Below are 17,381 nucleotides of genomic sequence, written 5' to 3'. Positions count from 1 at the left end.
GCAAGGCCAGCGGGAAATGTAATAAAGGGCTTAGGTAAGCCGCTGCCACGGGAAGCAGTTTGGCTATTTCCAGCTAAAAAAATAAGTCCCTTGAGCAGATTGCGGTTTATAAAAAGAAATTATTGCTTGCTGAGAAAACAGATGCTCTCGATTATGATCTTATGATAGTTCAGTAGCTGGAAAACCTTTTAAAGTTCGGTGAGGTCCTTTAAAATGGCACTTTAGCTGATTCGCGCGAAATGATTGGCTTAATTTTTCCTGAAAATTTCACATTTCGAGAAAGCGGAATAAAACCCGCTGAAGCAATGAAAAGGGGCTAACTGCATCTGATTGGCGGGTGATGGTTTGCATGTGGAAAAAATCTGGGCTCCCTGCCTTAAGCGGGAGGCTTTCTGCTCTTTGAAAAAGGGCGTGCGAAAGGCTCTTTTTCTTTCTGATGCTGGCCTAGGGGCATCATTTTTTAACGGCTCTTTATGATCTGGATTTCTCGCTGCTTTTAAAATTATTGGCTTATCGAAATCTTTTAGGCATTTATGTGCTAAATTTGAGGGTGTAAAACCGCTTCAAGATGATGAGTTCTGAAAATTCCCACCCGGCTCCTGAAGGCTTAAATGGCGAAGAGCCCCTGAAAATTATACTGGCCGAAGATGATAAGGACGACCAGGAATTATTCATAGATGCCCTCCAGGAAGCTGATGTTTCCTCTGAGGTGGTCACCGTTGAGAACGGGCAGGAGCTCGTGGACACCCTAAAAGATAAGTCCCAGCCCGATCCTGATATTATTTTTATCGATATCAATATGCCCGCTAAAGGGGGGAAGCAGGCTCTGGAAGAGATAAAGGCCGATAAGGAGCTTAAGGGCATTCCTGCCGTTATGCTCTCCACCTGGGATCACCCCTCGGATATTGAGGAAACCTTTGAGAAGGGGGCGGACCTTTATGTGCAGAAACCGAATTCCTTCAGCGGCTTTGTGATGATCCTAAAGAAGGTGTTCTTTCTGCACTGGGCCAAAGCTTTGCTAAACCCGGTTAAAAAATTATTTTTTGTTTCAGAAAAGAATATATCGCAGGGGGACTCCTAAGCGGCCTTGCCAGTGTTATCCGTTTATTTTTTCCCTGTGATGGTGCTTTAGGCATTTTTCCATTTTCTGTAGCAGCTGTATTTCATTCAGATCCCCTAAAGGATCAGATAGTCCTGTGATGGTCCTCTGGTAATTGAATCTTTGATCTTCAAAGAAGCAGGTCAATTTTGGGAACTCGTTGTGGGACACCAGCCAGGTGTCTTTGCCTGTATTTTTAATTTTAAATTTCTTCCTATTTCATAATCTGCTCAGCAGCTGCAGACACTCCGATATCGCTGCTGTTTAAATTTGCTTTTCTTAGTGGATTTCAAGCTGCAGAGTTAGGGGATTATTGAATTCTGAATGCGCAGCAGCGGCTGATGGAATTCAAAGATGGGGCATGGGAATCTCTCCGGCAAATGCTATTGCCAGGAGAAAAACCCAACCCATAGCAATGCAGCTGCGCCAGGTTGGGCTCAGAGAACCGTATAGGGAAGGATTTGAAATAAATTTTATCTGTACTTGATATTGATGCTGATGATATCCGAAGCCATATTGGTGGTTCTGGTGTAATGCCCGTAGCGGATCTCTAAAGTGTTCCAGTGCTTAAGGCCAAAAATGCCATTTGGCGGGGTGAATTTCATTCCCATTCCAAAGAAACTGCTGTCAAACCTGGACAGATCATAATTGCTGGTGTAGAATTCCTCAGCTGCTGTATGTTCTCCATAAGGCTTGAAATACTTGGTTCCGCTCTGGGTATAGTATCTGTAGAATGGGCTTAGAGAAAAAGCCTGCGTTAGCTTTACTGGAATTTCCAGATCTGCGGTATGCGCTTTGAGGCTCCAGTCATCCGTGTAATATCGGTAGTATGCCCTAATGATCATATTGTCACCCAAGAAATAGCTGGCTCTGATTCCCACCGGAATTTTAAGTCTGGTGCCAGGCATTTTTTCCTGATGCACCGAGCCATCTGCAAAGTAGACTCTGTGAAAAGGAAGGCTTAAATAGCCATTTTGGCTGATTACATCTCCAACCAGCATTATCTGGAGGTTTTTATTTATAACCTGGGAATAGCTTAAAGTTCCAGCAAAAGTATTCCGGCTGGCACTGCCATAGCCCTCGCTTCCCGGCTGGCGAAGCTCAACAGGCTCAATGAGCTTTAGCTGATCGATAAAGGTCTGCAGCTTGGCTGTAAATTCGCCGTTTTTATTTCTGGTTTTTTGAGAGAAGGCAATATTTGCTCCAAAAGACTGATAGTCAAATTCTGTTGAGGATGAAACCCCGAAGGCATATGCTCTTCCTTTTTCTTCATTTTCCCTCAGATAGGTGAGGGAAGGATAAAATCTGTTGTCTGAAGAAGAGGCTGATGAATTGGCGCTCAAATCAATCATATCTGATGAGGCGGAAGTGTAATGGTCAATTCCTGCTTCAATATCAAAAGTATGTCTGATTCCGGTTTCTCCGTATTTTACCAGTCGGACATCTATGGTATTGGCAATGTCAGTAAGATGCTCAGAACCGATCCCTCCTGTAACGGCGGAATTGTTTCCATCCTGCTTATAGTAGCTTGAAACTAGATTGACCTCTTCCAGCTTTAATTTTCTGCTTTTATAGCCTGTGGAATCCGTCGGGATATCCTGCGCTCTTGACTGAAACAATGCCAGCAGAGCAGCTCCTGTAAGGAATATTCTTTTCATTTTTAAAAGTATGAAAATTAGTTGCAGCCGCAGCCGCCGCCGCTTTTTCCTGAATTTGCCCCGGAAGCTCCTTCACGGTAGGATTGGAAGCTAAGCTCCGTTTTTTCAATCTTCCTGTTGGAAAGGACCATTTCAGAATCGTTGAGTTTTCCTTTTTGGTATTCCTTTACCGAAGTGCAGGAGCCAGCCATCAGGCCAGCGAGAGCAGCACTGCATAGCAGTGCAAAAAATTTCTGCTGTGGCTTTTTCATTTTAGGCGTATGTTTTTGGATGTGTAAATTTTATTGTTGTCATCAATTATTATGCAGTATAAATCAGGTATCTGATCTATTAAAAACAAGCCGGCTTTGATGCCCATAACAGCTATCGGGGTGGCCATTGCATCTGCAAACTCTGCATTTGAAGCTATGATGGTCACGCTTTTGATTCCAGTTATCGGAAGCCCGGTTTTTGGGTCAATAGTATGGGAATATTTTTTGCCTCCAATGGTGATGAACTTTTCATAATTTCCCGAAGTCGCCACGGCTCTATTGGATATCTCCATATAGGAAAAAGCAGCATTTGGAGAGTCTGGATCCGCCACTCCGATGGTCCATTTCCTGCCATCGGGCTGCAGTCCCCAGGCAGAAAGATCCCCGCTGGCATTAATGATGCCGCTCTGGACATTGTGTTTAAGCAGGACCTGTTTGGCCATTTCAGCGGCATATCCTTTTCCTATGCCGCCAAAACCAATCCTCATTCCTTTTTCCTTCAGAAATACAGTTGTATTTTCCCTGTCAAGTATAATATTGCGGTAATCGATAAGGTGCACCATCTTTAAAGCGGCAGCCGCATCAGGCAATTTAGCCATGGACTTGTCAAAATTCCAAAGGCTTTTATCTATGCTTCCATAAGAGATGTCAAATGCCCCTTGCGTAATTCTCGAAATCCCGATGCTTCTGTCAATTAGATTAAAAACTTCAAGATCTACTTTGACAGGCTTGATTCCAGCGCTATCATTGATCAGATTGGTCTGGCTGTCTTCTCTGTAGGTGGTCAGGAGTTTTTCAATGCGCCTGATTTCTTCAACAGCCAGATTAATATGCTCATTTCCCGTTTTTTCATTTTCGGCCACAACTGTAATAGTGAAGCTGTTCCCCATTAGTTTTAGGGACTCAGAGTATTTATGGCTCTTACTGATGCTATTTTCGGCTTTCACAGATTGCTTTTATTTCGGCTGTCCATTGTTCGGGTGAGGATTCTGGCTTTCCATGCCAGACTTTAATTACATTTCCTTCAGGATCAAGAAGAAGGGTTAGGGGGAAGCTTCCCTCTTTATTATATATTTCGGCTAAATCTTCGTTTTGCTTTACCTGCTGGGCAGTTCCAATATTTTTCTTTTTTCTCGGAAAGTCAGCATTAACCAGCACTAGGTTTTCATTTGCCATGGCAGTGAAAACCTCACTTTCAAAATAGTCTCTGCGCAAGACGATACAAGGGCCGCACCAGTCTGAACCGGAGAAGTTCAGCAGAATCAATTCGTGCTTTTCCTTTGCAGTCTTTTTGGCATTATTAAAGTCAGTCTCCCAATTAATCGGCAGCACTGCCAGTAGAAGGAACATTGTAATTAATTTCATTTTGCAGTCTGTTTTTGGATATGTGTAAAATAACGAATTGCTGCAGATCTTATTTTTCGGGCCTGCTTAAGATTAGATTAATTTTTCTAGGCACTTTGAACTCCAAAAAAATATCCAACCAAAGCCGATGCAGCCATTGCGAAAGTGCCCCAGATACAGATGCGCAGAACTGCTTTCAGGATATTTGATCCTCCTGCTTTAGCTGCCAGAATTCCTGAAAAAGCCAAAAAGAGTATCGAAAATCCGTATTGGTAAAATACCATGTCTTTGATTGGCGCTAAAATGGCAATCAGCAGAGGAAGCAGTCCCCCAATAATGAATGATGCTGCTGATGCAAGGGCTGCCGTTAGAGGATTTGCGCGGGTGGTTTCATTAATTCCAAGCTCATCTCTGGCATGGGGCTCAAGTGCGTTATGGGCAGTCAGTTCCACAGCAACCTGATGGGCAAGCGCTCTATTTAAGCCTCTTTGGATATAAATGTCTGCCAGTTCTTCCAGCTCCTGATCCGGCATGGTTTGGAGCGCAGATTTTTCCCTTTTTAAATCAGCATCTTCCACATCAGCTTGCGAACTTACTGATACATACTCCCCGGCCGCCATCGAAAGAGCTCCGGCAACCAGTCCTGCAAGGGCGGCAAGTAAAATAGGCTCTCTTGTTGCACTGGCCGCCGCAACACCGATAGCCAAGCTTGTAGTGGAAAGAATTCCGTCATTTGCGCCAAGAACTGCTGCCCTTAGCCAGCCGCTTCTGTTAATGTAGTGATTTTCTGTATGCATAGCTTGAGTTATAATGATTTAATCCAGTCAGGATCTTCACTGATTTTTTGCACGCCCCCAAAATTAGTTTTTAGAAATTCCCTGATTTTAAATTGCGATTTATTCTGGGTCTTGCTTTTCCATTCGTTAAAATCATAAATATGGATCTGCTGCGCGTTAGGATTGGCAATAAAGGAGATTCTGGATATTGAATCTTTATATTTTTTTAATTCATTTAGAACAGAGCGGCTTGGAACAACAACAAGGATAGTGTCCCATTTAAGGAAGTCCCTGTCAAGATCTTCCCTTGCGGCTAACCCCAAAGCATCAAATAATGCTGTTATTTTCTGATCATTCAACCGGTCAATTTTTAAGTCAATTTCTTTTAAGCCAGCCTGAAGCGCCTTTTCGTCTTTTTGGATGCCCATTGTATTGGATACTAATTGTTTACTAAATAAAATTACACCAAATTTTTCCCCATAACGAAATAAGGGGCATTAGAATGATTCTAAATTTTGCAGGCATTTATGATTCAGGCCATTTTAGCACATTTCTGAAGCACGGCGGCATCTTGGCCATTTTAAGAATAAAGTAAAATATATTAGAGTGTCTGCTTCTCATATCCAAGAGTGTGATCCTGCTTTAGAGCACACACTTGACTCATTGGAACAAGACTGCATACAGGAGAAATCTATGCTTGAAAATGCATTAAGCAGGCTAAGATAATGCTGGCGGTTTTATATTTTGATATTATAAATGGCTGTATCGGCGGACTAGGTATAATAGACCCGATATGGAATGATTCCAAATTTCATTCTTATGATTTTTTTTTGTGCAATTCATTTTAATTTAGCATTGCATGTTTAGCAGCTGATAAGTAAGATTGCTGCTGCAGCAGCACATCTTTCTATTCTTGATTGCCATTAGCCTATTTTGAATTGTAATTATAGCAAAAAGAAATCAGCATTTTAATTGGAATCCTAACCTATGTATACACTAAATACACAGCTTGCCAATTTTAAATACAATCAGGATTTTAAAAAGATGATTGTGAATGTTACATGGTACAGGCTGGAAAGCTTTAATGATGCAGGTATCAGCGCATTTTCGTTTAGCAAAGAAGAGCTGAATCTGCTGCAGTCCTTTATAGATAAAAACCCGATGAATTTTCCCGGATTGCAATTTGTTAAAGAAACGCCAGGAGAAGGGTTTAATACGCCCGCAATTAATGGATTGTTAAAATCGCCACTGCCAATTTTCCTAATTTTATCCAAACAATCTGTTTTAAGGCCAGATGATGAAGTTTGCCAGAGCATGATGATTGTTTTAACTGATAAAAATTATGAAATGTAGATCGATTATAATTTGGATATTGATGTTGTAGGCAGAATTGAAATCTACAGGGAAGTAAGGCAGCAATAGCCGCACCACTGCCAGATGCCGATTCGATATTGCCGCAATCATTTATTTGAGGGCTTCTTTCTTTTTTAAGCATTATGCAGTCTGGTCTTTGGATTAGAGAGATGGGGACTGACTGGGTAGGCTTCTAATTTTAAAGCATATGATAAAAAGGAAAAAATATCTAAAAGCCCAATATTGCTCTGCAATTTCCCAAATCACCAATTTATTTCCGTTAAGGCTTCTGGCTATTGAAAGGTTTTTGCCCTAATTCTGCAGATGGGAAATTGCTGTTGCTTAAATTCTTATGGCGGATGCCTGTTCTGATATCCCTTTGCGATTATCTATTTTGCCCAATCATTAATCCAGCCCGCTACAGTCTCACACCATTCATCGCCATCATTCAGACAAGGAATTGCCAGGAATTCTTCTCCTCCATTTGCCTGAAAATCTTCTTTGGCACGCATTGCGATTTCTTCCAGAGTCTCCAAACAGTCTGAAACGAAAGCTGGCGTTACAACTGCCAATCTCTTGATTCCTTTGGCCGGCATGCTGTCAATTTCGACATCGGTATAAGGTTCCAGCCATTTGTCTCCCGCCAGTCGCGATTGAAAAGTCAGACTGTATTTATCTGCAGGAAGCCCTAATAATTTTACAGCTTGTCTTGTTGTCTCGTAACATTGGTGGCGATAGCAGAAATCATGCGCAGGTGACGCTGTGCTGCAGCAGGAGCCGTAAATTTTACAGTGGGATTTAGTCACATCAGCTTTGCGGATATGGCGCTCCGGAATTCCGTGGTATGAAAACAATAGATGATCATATTCAAATCCGGCTAAATGTTTTTGGATTGAATCGGCCAGATTCTTAATGTAATCCGGTCTGCTGTAGAATGCCGGAAAATCTGTGAATTTCATATGAAGGAACTTCTTCTTGCGGATTTCTTCAGCTTTAGCCAAAATAGTCAGAGTCGAAGCCATTGCATATTGCGGATACAGCGGAAAAAGCAGCACATCTGCAACTCCCTTATCGCTCAGTTCCTGAAGCCCTTTTTCGATTGTCATGCTTCCGTAGCGCATTGCCAGCGAAACGGGAACATTCGCCAAAGGCTGAACTTTTTTGCGCATTCTTTCTGAAAGGACCACTAATGGAGAACCTTCTTCCCACCAGATTTTTGAATAGGCATGTGCGGATTCCACCGGTCTTTTTCTTAAAATGATCCCGCGAACCAATAAGGCTCTTAACAGATATGGAAAGTCTATTACATATTTGTCCATTAAAAATTCATCTAAATACGGTTTCACATCTTTTGCTGTTGGACTCTCTGGTGATCCTAAGTTTACTATTAATACGCCTTTCATTATCGTTTTTGTTTTAAGCTTTGTTTTAATTTTCCTCAAACTTAGTGCTTGCCGCTTCTTAGAAATTAATCAATATATTTTTATTTATGCCCTAATCTATAAAAGCGATACTGTTTTTATGATTGGTATTAATGGACATTAGATATCTTTTTGGGGTTGTGGAAAATTTTTTCTTGAATCCCGCAATAAAATGGCTTCCGGTGCTGTATCCTATTTTCAGGCCGACTTCATTTACATTGTAAGAACCGCTGTCCAATAGTTTTAGGGCAAAATCCATTTTGTAGTCAAAGAGAAAACCATAAACCGTATCTCCGTAAATTTGTTTGAAACCTGTTTTTAATTTTTTCATATTCAGTCCAATTTCATCTGCCAACTGCTGCAGTCCTGGTGGTTCGGCCATATTGGCGATAAGTATTTCTCTGGCCTTTTTGATTTTCAGCACGTTATCTTCATCAGTCAAAAATGGACATTGCACTGCGTTTGGATCTTCCATTTTATTGAAATACAGACTCAATAATTCATATCCTTTTCCTTTGTAATAAAGGTTCTTTAGGGAAGGGTGAAGGCTGTAATGAAACAGCTGGCTCAAAACAACAGCCATAGAAGGACTGATGTTCCCTTCGGTATAATACTTTTTTTTCTTCTTATCGGGGCTTAAAATAGTAATATAATCTGCCTGAACGGAAAATAACGAGTGAAATTTATTAATCGAAACAATAACAGAAATCACCCATGAATTTGGAGAAAGTTCTAACTTAAGCAATGACTGCTGCTGCAGATTGCACAATATCAGTGATTTTTCCTCTTTCAATTCTAAAGTGCAATGATCCTGACTGGACAAAATAAATGCATTGCCTTTTAGTCCGAAATGAAACTGTATCAGGCCGGCACCTATTTCGTGCTGTGCAGAAAAAGAATCTGGACTGTCGTTCTGGAAACGGATAAGGGTAAGGCCGTCCTCAATTTGTATTTCTTCCTCCATTTTTTTGATATAAAGATTACTGACTTTTCAAAATAGTGTTTAGGAGGTTATTGTCTTTTTGCACCTAAGACTGCGGCAACCTGGATATTTATTTTATTGGAAAGCTTGCTTTTAACCAAATTGGGGATTTCAATATTAAAATCACTGGCATTTACGCTGAAATTACATGAAATGCTGACCCCTGATAGTGATTTGCTTATCTTTGCAGCAGTATTTATATCTCTGGATTTACCGTGGAGTTCTAATTTGCCTTTAATGATAAAATCCTTAGCATCTGCGCTTAGGCTTTGAAGATCAAATCCTTCTATTTTTCCTTTAAATACGGCTTTTGGATACTGGTCGCTTTCAATATAATTTTCATTAAAGTGTTCTTCCATTAAGGCAACCTTAAATTGGAAACCTTTCATCAGTGCTAAACTTGCAATCTCTCCTGTTGCTGGATTCAAAACAAAAGTAACATTCTTATTTACTGCCTTAACTTCTTCAAAAGAAGGAACGGAAGCTTCAAAGGTAACTTTTGCCGATTTACTGACCATTTTTTCTTGTGATACACCGACAGCGCAGACACACAGCATTGCAATAAGTATTGTTTTTTTCATTTATTTTGCCTTTATTTTTTTTTAATAATTATCTATTTTGTGCAGCTCTTATTTTAAAACTGCAATAATTTGAATTTTGACTTTATTATCCAGTTTATATTTAATAAGCGCTGGAATCGGAATGTTGAAATCACTTGCATTTACTTCAAAATCAGATATAAAGGTGACTCTGGAACCCGATCTTGTAATTTTTGCATCGGCACTTATATCCTTGGATTTTCCATGCACTTCTAATTTTCCTTTTATGGTATAATCTTTATAATCTTCTGTTAGACTTCTAATGTCGAAACCTTCGATTTGTCCTCTGAAAACTGCTTTTGGATACTTATCGGTTTCCATGTAATTTTCATTAAAATGTTCTTCCATCAATGCCATTTCAAACTGGAATCCTTTCATTAATGCAAGACTTGCCACTTCTCCTGTTACGGGATTTAAAACAAAAGTTACGCTGCTGTTAGTTCCAACAACAGGCTGAAAAGAAGGAACGGAAGCTTCAAGGGTTATTGCCGCTGATTTGGTTATTATTTTTTCCTGTGAAAAAACAATGAAAGAAGCCAATATCATTGGCATTGTTATGATTTTCTTCATGTTCTTGTTCTGGATTATTGTTCTAATAATCCATCCTGATTCCATTTATTTATAATCTCTATAGTGGTCTGTGGCAGTCTTGGGCCTCCCTGGGGCATGAGGGAACTATCTCCGTTTTCTAAAGAAATTCTTGTAAGCAGTCCTCTATTTAAAACTGCATTTTTCACCTGTTCATAAGTAACTAAAGACATCGGCGCTCCATTTTTAGGAACTGCTGCATGGCACACAATACAGTTATTATCAATAATAGATTTTACATTTTGCCTGTATGCTGCCAAACCATTAATTGGTGCAGTGTCGCTTAGGGTGCTTGGATCGTCATTGGCACAGCTTACAAAGATTGAAGCTAATGATGAGATGGCCAGAAGGGTTTTTAGATTCATAAGATTGGTTTTTAGTTATAAATAAATGCATGACCTTAAGAATTACCAGGCATTTCAAAATCATATACGATGAAATGAATAATCCAGATTTCGAAGGAGGCATATTTAATGGTTTAAATCCAACAGGCATTTTTTAACGTAGATAAAACCAAATGCTAAAAATTAATCATGAGAAAAAAAATACTAATTGCAATTTCACTTTTTATAATAATCGGAATTTCGGCGTACCTCTACCTCTACAAAGGACATAGGGATGTAGAATCGGAAACTGCCGATTATGCTGTAACGGTCAGCGGACTGGAGAGAGAGTTTACTTCAAACGACTCTCTGGCTTACATCAAATATCAGGACAAAACAATTGAACTATCTGCAAGGGTAACTAGTATCGATAAAGCCGGCAATGGAATTGTTATGGGCGAAAAAGTATTTGTGACATTCAAAGGCCGTTTGCCGCAAAATATTATATCCGGGAAAAACCTAAAAATTAAAGGGCGTTTTTTAGGATATGACGAACTGCTCCAGGAATTTAAAATAGACCAATCTTCAGTTGTACACTAATGCAAATAACAATTTAAAACTAACCACATGAAAAACTTTATTCTATTATTTTTTTTATTTCCGCTTTTAACCTTTTCCCAAACCGATTTATTGTCTGGAGTAGAAACTCCTTCTGCAAAAGAAAAAGTGACCTCTGCATTCAAAGCCTTAAAAATTGTTAATCTCGAATCTACAAAATTGGCAGCAAAAGGCGATTTGTATTTTGTTGTTGCACACCGTTTCGGCTCAATTAAAGACGGCTTTGAAGGGTTTTACGGACTCGATAATGCCAATACGCAGATTAAATTTATTTACGGTCTAAAAAATGGACTCAACGTAAGTGCCGCCAGAAGTGAATTTGCTTATGATTTTGCGACAAAGTATATGCTGTTTCCTCAAATAAAAGACGGTTTTCCTGTTACTATCGCCGGGTTTAATAGTTTGTCTATCAACAATACATTAAAAGAAAGCCTTTATCCTAAACTTCAATTTAAAGACAGGCTTACTTATGTTGCGCAGCTGCTGATTTCCAGAAAATTTTCTGAAAAGCTATCTTTAGAAATTGTGCCGTCATTCTTTCATCAAAACTTTGTTGATGACGTAGACCAAAGCAATTCCCAATATGCCATAGGATTTGGAGGAAGGTATAAATTCGCTAAGCGCTGGTCTTTAAATATGGATTACGCGGCGCATTTAAACAGGGCGCCAAATTCTCTTTATAAAAACCCATTATCTATAGGTTTTGATCTGGAAACCGGCGGACATGTTTTTCAGATGCATTTTACCAGTTCACAGGCAATTGATGAAGCTGGATATCTAGGAAGAACCACTGGCGACTGGACAAAAGGAGATATATTTTTTGGATTTAATCTTGCCCGGGTTTTCTAGTATCTTCTTTATAATTAAATTATTAGGTAATTTCTGTATTTAAAACGATTCTAAATTGGATAATTTTCGATTATTTCTAAAACCGCAGGGCTAAAGTACACGTAGATAATTTTAAAACCGTAAAAATTATGAAAACTAATAAAATAATCAAAAAAGGACTTTTAATTCTGAGCGTAATATTTGTACTGTTTGCCGCGATTTTGCTTTTTCACATTATAACGGCCAAACCGCCCGTTTATGACACCCCGAATCTTCAGGTAAGCAGAATCGATTTTAAATCAGACATCGATCCTCTGCAGGCCAGAAAAATCTGTGCCGACCTGAGAAGCATAAAAGGCCTGACATCAGACTCTATCATTGTTAAAAGAAATGTTGTGGTGTACTTCCATAATAATAAAATTACAAACTCGGAGAAAGTTTTCAATGAGCTGATGGCTAAAGGAAGTTATGATGCGAAGCGTTATATACTGCCGGCAAATTTAGCAGACAAAGAAGTATGCCCAATGAATCAAAATAGTTTGAGCTATAGACTGTCTCAAAAAATAAATCGTTTTTTTAATTAACCCTTTAATACTTTAAATTTATGAAAGTTTATTCAAAACTTACACTTAGTGTACTAATTGCTGCATCGGCAGCTATGATTTCCTGCAGCAGTAATGACGATGAAACCCCAGCACCAGTTAAGGCTTCTATCTATGAGCGATTAGGCGGAACTAAAATGGTTTCTGATCCTGATAATTCCGGCCAGATGATCGAGCAGGGACGTTTGAGTTTCCGCAAAGTGGTAAATTCAACTATCGGATTGATTGTTGCTGATATCCAATCGAACGCATCAGGTAATCTGCAGGCACATTTTGCGCCTTTATTAGCAGAAACTGGAACTACCCAGTCTACCAATATTGCTAAATTATCAGATAACCTTACTGATTTCTTTTCCTTTAATACGGGAGGAACAAATGCTGTAAATACATATTCTGGTTTGAGTATGTCGGCTGCGCATGATCCTGCAAAAAATCCTCGTATGGGAACAAAATCAAGCAGTGCAGATTATACGAAATTTGAAGGATATGTTGGAGCTGCGGCCAATGCGAATGGCGTTGCTTCGAATACAGAACTTTATACTGATATTGTTGCTGTTTTGGAATCATTGAGAACTCCTATAGTTCAAAAATAAATTTCTTCTCAAAACGCTGCCTGAAAAAGGCAGCGTTTTATATTTCAATACTATTTGAAGTATATAAATATTTTTCAAAACCTGTTAGTTAGCTTTATAATACCTGGAAATTATCTAAAACTGCAGTTTAAATCCATTTATTCCATAGTGATCTAAAAAGCATTTCCGGCGCTGTTATATAAATCTGCAGGTACTAATTTTTGAACCTTTTAAGGAAACCATAAATATGGAAAATTTTACTATGTCCAGATCCACCACTTTTTATGCATTGGGGTTAAGCTACAAGAAAGCAGATGCAGTTATTAGAGGAAAATTTAGTCTAGATGCCCAGGCACAATCTGATTTATTGCAGCAGGCCAAGGCAGAAGGCATAGATTCACTGGTTGTTACTTCTACCTGCAATAGAACTGAAATTTATGGTTTTGCCCATCATCCTTATCAACTCATCAAACTGCTTTGCGAGAACAGCAATGGCTCTGTAGAAGAATTTCAGCAGGCTGCTTATATATATAAGAATGAAGAAGCTGTCAGCCATATGTTCCGGGTAGGAACAGGTTTAGACAGTCAGATTCTGGGTGATTTTGAAATCATCAGCCAGATTAAAACCGCCTTTGGCAATAGTAAACGGGAAGGTTTGGTCAATACATTTCTGGACCGGTTGGTAAATACAGTTATTCAGGCGAGCAAAAAAGTTAAAACGCAGACGCAAATTTCTTCCGGTGCAACGTCAGTTTCTTTTGCATCAGTGCAGTATATCATCCGAAATGTGGCGGATATTGGAAATAAAAATATTTTGTTATTCGGAACGGGGAAAATAGGAAGAAATACATGTGAAAACTTAGTAAAACATACTAAAAACAGCCATATTGCCCTTATAAACAGAACAAAAAACAAAGCTGAATTACTGGCTGGCAAGCTGAATGTTATTGTAAAAGATTATGCTGATTTAAAAGAAGAACTGCAGCAGGCCGATGTGCTGGTTGTAGCTACAGGAGCACAAAATCCGACTATTGACAAAACATCTCTTGCTTTACGGAAACCCTTATTGATTCTGGATTTATCCATCCCGCGCAATGTAGATGCCAATGTAGAAGAAATCCCCGGTGTAACTTTAATACATCTGGATGATCTGTCTCAAATTACGGATGACACGCTGGAAAGAAGAAAACAGCATATTCCTGCTGCAGAAGCCATTATTGATGATCTGAAATTAGAACTGAATACCTGGGTAAACGGCCGAAAATGTGCTCCGACTATTCATGCCTTAAAATCCAAGCTAAATGATATTGTATCAGCAGAATTTGCTTTTCAAAAAAGGAAAACAACCCATTTTGATGATGCACAGATGGATTTAATCAGTTCAAGAATTATTCAAAAATTAACAAACCATTTTGCGAGCCATTTAAAAAATGAAAACACTTCAGTGGATCAAAGCATTGAATTTATTGAAAAAGTATTTCAGATAGGACAGCTTGCATCGAATAAGGCTTCTTCGCCAATAGAAGAAAAATACAAAATCAATCTGTCATAAATGCTTAATCAGCTTCAGTTTCAAAGCTTACCAGAGTACTGAAACAAGCCATGCAAAAATAGAACCCGTCATCTGCGGTGCACGCTGCGACGGGCTTGTCCATAAACATAATCTTCCAAAAAATGTTTACTTAATTCTGCATGGGAGTAATCAATTCCCCATTTTGTAAAGTTAGACTAATTGATTTGGTGATAATTACATAATTATTAATTAATTTTATAATTAGCTTTTCTACTATAAATTACCTCACATCATTGATTCATGTTATAAAAGAGGCGGGCCGTCGCACCAAACGGTTTAGGAGAAAACTAATTTTTTGCCTCAGCTGAGCAATAATTGATAATCGGAGAGTGAGAGCGGAAAATTCAATAAATTATAAATAGTTAACCATTTATAATGGATTTTCATTATTTCAATTAAATAGAAATTTAAATAAAAGGAGTATGGGGCTATTCCATTTTTGGTGTTCGAATCCTGTTGGCTTTTAACTTAGGCTGCGCTTCAGTTTATCTTATTTTTAAAGTGAATTTGGAAGATGATTTTAGCTTTTTTACTATGGCTAAGGGGTTTGGGTAAAGTTCCGCCAGAGTGCAGTATTGAATCCCAAAAAGCGCATATTGAACAGGATCAATATGCACTTTTTAGTTAGGACTTTTTATAGAATTAGACTTTTCCTAAAGTATAAAGTTGCTCCATTGTAGGTGTAAGGCTTCCCCCTGCGGGTTCCAGCGTGATGCCAAAAGCTTCAGCTGAATCGGTTTGGCTTACAGCGAAGATTTTTTGAGAGTTTTCTTCAAAATTATCCAGCAGACCAATACTTGTCGGGGTAAGCACCGGACTTAGTTTTAAAGACCAAACCTGGTAAACCATTCCTTTTGGAGGGTTTGGCAGACCTGCCGCGTCGACATAAGTCGTTTTTGTTTCTCTGTTCCAGTATACTTTTGCAAATGATGCCGGAGATACGGATTGTCCGCCCAGAGCAACGCTTGTGTTTTTAATATCTCTTACAATGCTCAGGTTTTTCTCAGTCTTTTTATTCTGCTGGTCTAAAAAAGCATATTCTCTTTCAATTTTATTTTTTTCCCCTCCAGCCTCAGATACTGCCTGTTTGGATTTTGCCAGTTCTAAAGTCTGATATCCAAATCCTAACAACATTAATACTGCAGCCGCCCAGCCCAAGTACTGCGGACGCTTTGATGCTGGTCTTATATTGACAACTTTGCCATGGTCAAGCTCTAAACGCGCTTTTGTTTTCTCGAAATTGGCAACCGAGTGGAAAGGTGAGAAGCTAGATGATAAGGCCGAAACAGCTTTTTCTATAGAAATGATTTCACTTTCAATCTCAGGGTTTTCTCTGGCCAGTTCGGCAATTTCCAGGTTCTCCTTTTCTGTCAGCAGGCCGTAAACGTACAGTTCTAAAATGCCTGATTCAATATATTGATTCGCTTCCATTATATCTTTAAATAATTCCTTAAGTCATTGATACAGTTTCTGTTTTGTGTCTTTACAGTTCCCAAAGGTATAGCTAATTCTTCTGAAGCTTCCTGCTGGGTATATCCTTTAAAGAATAGCAGATCAATAATCTCGATGCATTTTGGTTTAAGTTTTTTAACGAACTCCTGAATGCCAATTGCATCTAGTTTATTAGCTAATTTATTACTGTCATCTAACAGATTTACGAAATTATCCGAAGAAAGGTTTTTTTGGCTGTTATTAAAATTTTTAGACCGCAGCCTGTCAATCGATGTGTTCCTTGCAATATTAAGGATCCAGGTGTAGAATCGCCCCTTGCTTTCGTTATAAGAATCGATATTTTTCCAGATTTTTACAAAGACTTCCTGCAGGACATCTTCGGCTTCTTCCCGGTTTTTTACCAGAACATTAATGACGGAAAACAAGCTTTTTGAATACATATCATAGAGATGGGTGAAAGCCCTTTCATCTTTTTTGCGGATTAACACCAATAATTCTTCTTGGCTCATAGGATTGGATTTAAAGCTTAAATAAATTTTTAATTTCTCATAAAGCGGCAATGCCCGATAAAGGTAATTTATTTTTTACGCAAATAATCCAAAAGCAGAAATAAAGGGCATCACTCTAAAAAAAGCCAGTTTTCGAAGGTTTATGCTATGCTTCTGTTTTTGTCCCGCACCGCTGTTTTGCAAGCTTTTGCGAATGTTTGGGAATTGCACCTGCGAGATTTATTTTATTTTTTTAGCACGATATAGCGGCATTGTCGATAAAGCTTTGGTGCAGACAGGCAGAATTCTGCACGGACTAAATTTATAGGGAATTTGGAACAGGAATTAAACCAAGTTTTGCCTCAGTTGAGCGGCAATCAATAATCAGAGTGATAAGGCCGGAATATTTAAGTGATGATCAGATTATCGGCCATTTACAGACCAATATGAAACGGATAGTTTATCTTTTCCATAAAAACGTATTCTTTGAATAAAAGCCTGATTAGTTGTATTAATAAAAAAATGGCGCTAATAGAGCTGGTAAAGATGGAAAGTATTTTTAACGGCATCTGAAAATGGGCAAGAGATGATAAAATCATATCACCCCAAATGGCTCAATACCAGGTGCCAGCCCATAGCGGTTTCTGATGTGCTGGAGTTTCTGATCCGCTCACTTCTGAGCTTTTAGGGAAGCTTATCAATTAATTGGAAATGCTAAGATTATTGCACAGCTAGCAAGATTTAAAGGATCAAATAATGAATCTGCCTTTTTTTTATGCTTATGTCATGGGCTAGATAGAAATAGCCATTTTTGCAGGAATTTCTTCTTCTATTTGAATGAGGGCCGCAATCTC

The 17,381-nt window shown here is 38.9% G+C and carries 20 protein-coding genes; 7 read left to right on the top strand and 13 right to left on the bottom strand.

Features of this window, described 5'->3' with window-relative positions; translation table 11 throughout:
• Positions 1-568 precede the first annotated feature (568 nt).
• Complete coding sequence (locus V6624_RS18155) at positions 569-1,081, top strand: response regulator (RefSeq protein ID WP_263522509.1); 513 nt, start codon at positions 569-571, stop codon at positions 1,079-1,081.
• A 491-nt stretch (positions 1,082-1,572) separates the two neighbouring features.
• Here V6624_RS18155 and V6624_RS18150 read toward each other — a convergent pair whose 3' ends face one another.
• The 6 genes from V6624_RS18150 to V6624_RS18125 form a co-directional block, all read right to left on the bottom strand.
• On the bottom strand, positions 1,573-2,757 hold the full coding sequence (locus V6624_RS18150; protein ID WP_263522508.1) for a DUF3570 domain-containing protein: 1,185 nt from the start codon (positions 2,755-2,757) through the stop codon (positions 1,573-1,575).
• 17 nt (positions 2,758-2,774) lie between these two features.
• Complete coding sequence (locus tag V6624_RS18145) at positions 2,775-2,948, bottom strand: DUF4266 domain-containing protein (RefSeq protein WP_263522885.1); 174 nt, start codon at positions 2,946-2,948, stop codon at positions 2,775-2,777.
• 56 nt (positions 2,949-3,004) lie between these two features.
• Positions 3,005-3,898 (bottom strand): FAD:protein FMN transferase, encoded by an 894-nt coding sequence (locus V6624_RS18140; protein ID WP_338839631.1) that lies wholly within the window; start codon positions 3,896-3,898, stop codon positions 3,005-3,007.
• A gap of 40 nt (positions 3,899-3,938) precedes the next feature.
• Positions 3,939-4,373, bottom strand: coding sequence for a thioredoxin family protein (locus V6624_RS18135; RefSeq protein ID WP_338839629.1), 435 nt, complete (start codon positions 4,371-4,373; stop codon positions 3,939-3,941).
• An 86-nt stretch (positions 4,374-4,459) separates the two neighbouring features.
• Positions 4,460-5,149, bottom strand: a complete 690-nt coding sequence (locus tag V6624_RS18130; RefSeq protein ID WP_338839627.1) for a VIT family protein — start codon at positions 5,147-5,149, stop codon at positions 4,460-4,462.
• Between the two features lie 8 nt (positions 5,150-5,157).
• Positions 5,158-5,556, bottom strand: a complete 399-nt coding sequence (locus tag V6624_RS18125; RefSeq protein ID WP_338839626.1) for a hypothetical protein — start codon at positions 5,554-5,556, stop codon at positions 5,158-5,160.
• 559 nt (positions 5,557-6,115) lie between these two features.
• Here V6624_RS18125 and V6624_RS18120 point away from each other — a divergent pair.
• The gene (locus V6624_RS18120) at positions 6,116-6,481 is read left to right on the top strand and encodes a hypothetical protein (RefSeq protein ID WP_338839625.1); all 366 of its coding nucleotides are present in this window, start codon (positions 6,116-6,118) and stop codon (positions 6,479-6,481) included.
• A 389-nt stretch (positions 6,482-6,870) separates the two neighbouring features.
• Here V6624_RS18120 and hemH read toward each other — a convergent pair whose 3' ends face one another.
• From hemH to V6624_RS18095, 5 genes are all read right to left on the bottom strand, one after another.
• Positions 6,871-7,884, bottom strand: coding sequence for a ferrochelatase (gene hemH / locus V6624_RS18115; protein ID WP_338839624.1), 1,014 nt, complete (start codon positions 7,882-7,884; stop codon positions 6,871-6,873).
• A 91-nt stretch (positions 7,885-7,975) separates the two neighbouring features.
• Entirely contained in the window at positions 7,976-8,866 is an 891-nt protein-coding gene (locus V6624_RS18110) for an AraC family transcriptional regulator (RefSeq protein WP_338839623.1), read from the bottom strand.
• A gap of 47 nt (positions 8,867-8,913) precedes the next feature.
• Positions 8,914-9,465 (bottom strand): YceI family protein, encoded by a 552-nt coding sequence (locus V6624_RS18105; protein ID WP_338839622.1) that lies wholly within the window; start codon positions 9,463-9,465, stop codon positions 8,914-8,916.
• 48 nt (positions 9,466-9,513) lie between these two features.
• The gene (locus V6624_RS18100; RefSeq protein ID WP_263525616.1) at positions 9,514-10,053 is read right to left on the bottom strand and encodes a YceI family protein; all 540 of its coding nucleotides are present in this window, start codon (positions 10,051-10,053) and stop codon (positions 9,514-9,516) included.
• A 14-nt stretch (positions 10,054-10,067) separates the two neighbouring features.
• On the bottom strand, positions 10,068-10,436 hold the full coding sequence (locus tag V6624_RS18095; protein ID WP_263525615.1) for a hypothetical protein: 369 nt from the start codon (positions 10,434-10,436) through the stop codon (positions 10,068-10,070).
• Between the two features lie 168 nt (positions 10,437-10,604).
• On the opposite strand from V6624_RS18095, the gene V6624_RS18090 reads away from it, so the two are divergent.
• From V6624_RS18090 to hemA, 5 genes are all read left to right on the top strand, one after another.
• Complete coding sequence (locus V6624_RS18090; RefSeq protein WP_263525614.1) at positions 10,605-10,994, top strand: hypothetical protein; 390 nt, start codon at positions 10,605-10,607, stop codon at positions 10,992-10,994.
• Between the two features lie 27 nt (positions 10,995-11,021).
• Entirely contained in the window at positions 11,022-11,861 is an 840-nt protein-coding gene (locus tag V6624_RS18085; RefSeq protein WP_338839620.1) for a DUF5777 family beta-barrel protein, read from the top strand.
• A gap of 128 nt (positions 11,862-11,989) precedes the next feature.
• Positions 11,990-12,424 carry a hypothetical protein gene (locus V6624_RS18080; RefSeq protein WP_338839619.1) on the top strand — a complete coding sequence of 145 codons (435 nt, stop codon included), beginning with the start codon at positions 11,990-11,992 and terminating at the stop codon, positions 12,422-12,424.
• 20 nt (positions 12,425-12,444) lie between these two features.
• Positions 12,445-13,035, top strand: coding sequence for a hypothetical protein (locus V6624_RS18075; RefSeq protein ID WP_095955078.1), 591 nt, complete (start codon positions 12,445-12,447; stop codon positions 13,033-13,035).
• A 226-nt stretch (positions 13,036-13,261) separates the two neighbouring features.
• On the top strand, positions 13,262-14,566 hold the full coding sequence (hemA, locus tag V6624_RS18070) for a glutamyl-tRNA reductase (RefSeq protein ID WP_338839617.1): 1,305 nt from the start codon (positions 13,262-13,264) through the stop codon (positions 14,564-14,566).
• Positions 14,567-15,229: 663 nt separating this feature from the next.
• Here the strand turns inward: hemA and V6624_RS18065 are convergent.
• Together V6624_RS18065 and V6624_RS18060 are read right to left on the bottom strand one after the other, a co-directional pair.
• Entirely contained in the window at positions 15,230-16,018 is a 789-nt protein-coding gene (locus tag V6624_RS18065) for an anti-sigma factor (RefSeq protein ID WP_338839615.1), read from the bottom strand.
• A complete protein-coding gene (locus V6624_RS18060; protein WP_263525609.1) occupies positions 16,018-16,548 on the bottom strand; it encodes an RNA polymerase sigma factor in 531 nt (176 codons plus the stop codon). Before V6624_RS18060 ends, V6624_RS18065 begins: the two co-directional genes overlap by 1 nt.
• Positions 16,549-17,381 lie beyond the last annotated feature (833 nt).

It is taken from the genome of Flavobacterium ginsenosidimutans, from assembly GCF_037478105.1.
Taxonomy (GTDB): Bacteria; Bacteroidota; Bacteroidia; order Flavobacteriales; family Flavobacteriaceae; genus Flavobacterium; species Flavobacterium ginsenosidimutans.
Note: the sequence above shows the minus strand (reverse complement) of the source record. Positions and strands in the feature narration are given on the sequence as shown.